This is a genomic window from Phenylobacterium sp. (assembly GCF_035276905.1).
Taxonomy (GTDB): domain Bacteria; phylum Pseudomonadota; class Alphaproteobacteria; order Caulobacterales; family Caulobacteraceae; genus Phenylobacterium.
The window spans coordinates 1-4732 of the sequence record NZ_DATELG010000318.1 but is presented as its reverse complement, the minus strand read 5'-3'; the positions used below and the strand labels follow the sequence as shown (position 1 = coordinate 4732).

5 protein-coding genes are annotated in these 4732 nt (G+C 71.4%); all 5 read right to left on the bottom strand.

From position 1 onward, the window contains the following. Positions 1-242 (bottom strand): DUF4170 domain-containing protein (locus VJS38_RS14910; protein WP_324088940.1); only part of this gene is annotated, 242 nt, incomplete at its 3' end. A gap of 34 nt (positions 243-276) precedes the next feature. Next, positions 277-1068 (bottom strand): 3'(2'),5'-bisphosphate nucleotidase CysQ, encoded by a 792-nt coding sequence (locus VJS38_RS14905; protein WP_324088939.1) that lies wholly within the window; start codon positions 1066-1068, stop codon positions 277-279. Next, positions 1065-2396 carry a TldD/PmbA family protein gene (locus VJS38_RS14900; protein ID WP_324088938.1) on the bottom strand — a complete coding sequence of 444 codons (1332 nt, stop codon included), beginning with the start codon at positions 2394-2396 and terminating at the stop codon, positions 1065-1067. The genes VJS38_RS14905 and VJS38_RS14900 overlap by 4 nt, the downstream gene beginning before the upstream one ends. A gap of 73 nt (positions 2397-2469) precedes the next feature. Next, a complete protein-coding gene (locus tag VJS38_RS14895; protein ID WP_324088937.1) occupies positions 2470-3996 on the bottom strand; it encodes a UbiD family decarboxylase in 1527 nt (508 codons plus the stop codon). Between the two features lie 197 nt (positions 3997-4193). Further along, positions 4194-4732 (bottom strand): S1C family serine protease (locus VJS38_RS14890; protein WP_324088936.1); only part of this gene is annotated, 539 nt, incomplete at its 5' end.

Below are 4732 nucleotides of genomic sequence, written 5' to 3'. Positions count from 1 at the left end.
TCGTGGCCGTGCTCGCCGTCGAGGTGCGGATCGAGCAGGCGGTGCGCGTGGATGATGAAATACCGCATCATGGCGTTGTCGACCGTCGCCTGGGCCTTGCTGCGCCAGGCCCCGAGGGCGGCCTGATAGCTCGGATAGGCGCCGACGAAGTCGACCTTGGAGGTGTCGCGGAACTCCGGCGGCCCTTCCACCGACTTCAGTTCGCCGCCGATCACCAGGTGCAGCAGCTGCTTATCTTCCATCTGGGCCTTCATAAGCTGGAGGGGGAACGAGAACTCAGAGGGCGATATGCCGGACGCGCTCCAGGATCAATGGGGCCAGAGCGGGGGCGGCGCAAACCAGGCTGGGCTGCATGGGCGCGGCCCGGTTGTAGATGAAGGCATGGCCGGTGTGGTCGCCGACATAGGCGCCCGCCTCTGCGGCGATCAGGTCGGCCGCGGCCAGGTCCCAGTCGTGCTTGGCGGCGAAGGTGACCGTCGCGTCGGCCGCGCCGGAGGCGACCAGGCACAGGCGATAGGCGGTCGAGTTGCGCCGGGCGATCACCATGTCCGGCCAGGGCTTGGGCCAGTCCTGATGCTTGAACATCCTGGGGTGGGCGATCATCCCGCAGCCGTCGATAGCACAGGCCGCGCTGGCGTGGATCGGCCGGCCGTTGAGGGTCGCGCCGCCCCCCGCCGCCGCCGCATAGGTCTCGCCGAGCTGCGGGGCGAAGACCACGCCCGCCGTCGGCCGGCCCGCCTCGACCACCGCCACGCACACCGTCCAGTAGGGGTCGCCCTTGGCGAAGGCGCGGGTGCCGTCGATCGGGTCGACGACGAACAGGCGCGGGGCGGCCAGCCGCGACGGGTCGTCGGCGGTCTCCTCCGACAGCCAGCCGTACTGCGGCCGCGCGGGCCGCAGTCGGGTCGTCAGCAGGGCGTCGGCGGCGAGGTCGGCGTTGGTGACCGGGGAATTGCCGGCCTTGTACTCGACGTCCAGCCCCGCGTCGCGCAGGGCCATGGCGAGTTCGCCCGCGGCATGGGCGGCCTCGACGATCAGGGCGAGGTCGTCGGCGGGACCGTCGGTCATCGACCCGCGATGGCGAGGTTGTCGATCAGCAGGGAGGGCGCGTTCGAGGCGCCGCGGATCTCCAGGTCGGACCCCGGGATGACGCGGCCAAACACCTCGACGAGGTTGCCGGCGACGGTGATCTCGGTGACCGGATAGGCGATCTCGCCGTTCTCGAACCAGAAGCCGGAGCAGCCGACCGACCAGTCGCCGGTGTTGCCGTTCAGCGACGGGCCGAACATCGAGGTGACCAGCAGGCCGGTCCCGGCGTCGGCCATCAGCTGGGCCTGGTCGTGCTCCCCCGGCTGGAAGGTCAGGTTGCTCGGCGAGACGCCCGGCGGGCCCGCCAGCCCGCGCGAGGCGTGACCGGTGGTGGTCATCCCGAGCTGCCGGGCCGAGGCGCTGTTGAGCAGCCAGGTGGTCAGCACCCCGTCCTCGATCACGGCGGTGCGGCGGTTGGCGACGCCCTCGTCGTCGAACGGGCTGGAGCCCAGGCCGCGCCGGCGGTGCGGGTCGTCGACGATGTTGATCCCCTTGGCGAAGACCTGCTGGCCGAGCTTGCCCTTCAGGAACGAGGTCCCGCGCGCGATCGAGGGGCCGGAGATGGCGCCGATCAGGGGGCCCATCAGCGAGGCGGCGAGGCGGTTCTCGAAGATCACCGGGGCGGTGGTGGAGGCGATCTTCCGCGCCCCCAGCCGGCTGGCGGCCCGGCGGCCGGCCTCGGCGCCGATCGCCTCCGGCGTCGGCAGGTCGGCCTCCCAGCGCGTCGAGCGCCCGTCGTAGCCGTTCTCCATGCCGGTCTCGTCGCCGGCGATCGCCGAGGCGCCGAGCGAGAAGCCGGACGCCCGGTGCACGCCGAAGAAGCCGCCGCTGGTCGTCATCAGCCATTGCGACGAGGACCACGAGGCCGAGCCGCCGTCGGAGTTGGTCACCTTGGGAACGGCGCGGGCCGCGGCCTCTGCGAGGCGCGCGCGCGCCTCCAGGGCCTCGGCGGACGGCTCGCTGGGATCGAAGAGATCAAGGTCCGGCAGCGCGCCGCGCGCCAGGCGATCGGGGTCGGCGAGGCCGGCGTAGGGGTCTTCCGGCGCCAGGCGAGCCATGGCCACCGCCCGTTCGACCAGCTTGGCCCGGGCCTCGGGGCTGATGTCGGAGCCGGACACACTGGCCTGCCGGCGGCCGACGAAGACGCGCAGGCCGAGGTCGCGGGACTCCTCGCGCTCGACCTCTTCCAGCGCGCCGTTGCGCACGCCGATCGACAGCGCGCGGCGCTCGGCGCTCACGGCCTCCGCGGCGTCGGCGCCCGCCTTCAGCGCCTGGGCGACGACGTCTTGCAGAAGATTTTCATCCATCCCCTGCATATGGCGGAGCGGGCGGGTCGCGGCAAGCGCGCGGGACGTCTCAGGGAATGGCGCAGACCAGGCTCTAATCCACCTCTTTCCCGTCCCCCGGCAGGCCCAGCCGCTCCCACTTCGCTGTCACCGCGGCGACGACGGCCGGGTCCATGCCGAGCTTTACGCCCCACTCGCGCTTGGTCTCGGGCGGCCATTTGTTGGTGGCGTCGAGGCCGATCTTCGAGCCCAGGCCGCTCTCCGGCGAGGCGAAGTCGAGGTAGTCGATCGGGGTGCTCTCGACCAGGGTGACGTCGCGGGCCGGGTCCATGCGGGTGGAGATCGCCCACATCACGTCCTTCCAGTCGCGGGCGTCGATGTCGTCGTCCACGACGATCACCCATTTCGTGTACATGAACTGGCGCAGGTAGCTCCAGACGCCCATCATCACCCGCTTGGCGTGGCCGGGGTAGGCCTTCTTCATCGACACCACGGCGATGCGATAGCTGCAGCCCTCGGGGGGCAGCCAGAAGTCGACGATCTCCGGGAACTGCTGGCGGATCAGGGGCACGAACACCTCGTTCAGCGCCTCGCCCAGCACGCTGGGCTCGTCCGGCGGGCGGCCGGTGAAGGTGGTCAGGTAGATCGGGTCCTTGCGCATGGTCACGGCGGTGACCTGGAACACCGGGAAGCGCTCGACGGAGTTGTAGTAGCCGGTGTGGTCGCCGTAGGGCCCCTCGTCGGCGTACTCGTCGAGCAGGACGTGGCCCTCCAGCACGATCTCCGCCTGGGCCGGGACCATCAGCGGCACGGTCTTGGCCGCGACCAGGTCGAGCTTGGCGCCGCGCATCAGGCCGGCGAACTGGTACTCCGACAGCGTCTCCGGCACCGGCGTCACGGCGGCCAGGATGGTTCCCGGATCGGCGCCGATCACCGCGCAGGCCGGCAGCGGCTCCGGCTTGCCGGCGGCCTTCCAGCGGCGGTGGTGCTGGGCGCCGCCGCGATGCGCCAGCCAGCGCATGATGGTGCGGTCCTTGCCCGTAACCTGCATGCGGTAGATGCCGAGGTTGTAGTCGTCCTCGCGCTCGGCCGACGGGCCCTTGGTGACCACCAGCGGCCAGGTGATCAGCGGCGCCGGCTCGCCCGGCCAGCAGGTCTGGATCGGCAGCTTGGAAAGGTCGATCTGGTCGCCCGTCCACACCACCTCCTGCACCGGCGCGCGCTTCACCGTGTGCGGCCGCATCGCCATCACGGTCTTGGCCAGCGGCAGCATCTCCATGGCGTCCTTCAGGCCGCGCGGCGGCTCGGGCGCGCGCAGGAAGGCCAAGAGCTCGCCGACCTCGCGCAGGTCCTCAGCCGTCGAGCGGGCGCGGCCTTCGAGCGTCACGCCCATCGCCACCCGCTTGACCGTGCCGAACAGGTTGACCAGGGCGGGCGTCGGCGAGACCTCGCCGTCGGCGCGGATCGGCCTTTCGAACAGCACCGCGGGCCCGCCAGTCGCCAGCAGCCGGCGCTGGATCTCGGTCATCTCCAGCACGGTGGAAACGGGTTCGGCGACGCGCACCAGCTCCCCCGCCGCCTCCAGCGTCGCCAGGAACTCCCGCAGCGATCGGTAAGCCATCACCCCTCCAGATCTTGCCGCCGAAGCGCCCCCTCAGTCGGCTTCGCCGACAGCTCCCCCGCAAGCGGTGGAGCATCTAGGCGCTCAGATCCTCCACCGCGAAGCGGGGGAGGTGGCTCGCGAAGCGAGACGGAGGGGGCGCTCGGGCCGTGCGGAAGCTAGGGCGTGGGAGAGGACCGGTCCAGACCGGCGTGGCCTCATCCCGCCGGCTTCAGCGACAGCGCCTTCAGCGCCTCGTCGATCGGGATGAAGAAGTTGATGGTCGAGCCCTTCGAGGCGTCGACCGTGAGGTCGGCGAGGCCCACCACGGCGCCCTTCTCGTCGACCAGCGGGCCGCCGCTGTTGCCGTGGGTCATGCCGGCGTCGCTCTGGATGAAGGTCTGGCCGTCGAGCTGGCGGGTGGCCGAGACGATGCCGCGGGTGACGGTGTTCTGGTAGGCCTCGGTCATCGGCGTGCCGATGGCGTAGACCGTCTCGCCGACGTCGACCGGCGAGCGGCGGATGGCCAGCGGCCGGCCCTTGGCCTGGTCCACCTTGATCAGGGCGACGTCGCGGCGCTTGTCGGCGCGCACCACCTGGCCGGCGCTCTCCGCCCCGTCGGCCCAGCGGATCCGGACCTGGCCGGACGAGCCGGCGACGTGCTGGTTGGTGAGGATGTAGCCGTCGGGCGAGATCAGCACCCCGCTGCCCATGTCGTCATCGGAGAAGATCACCACCGCCCCGCCGATCGCCTCCT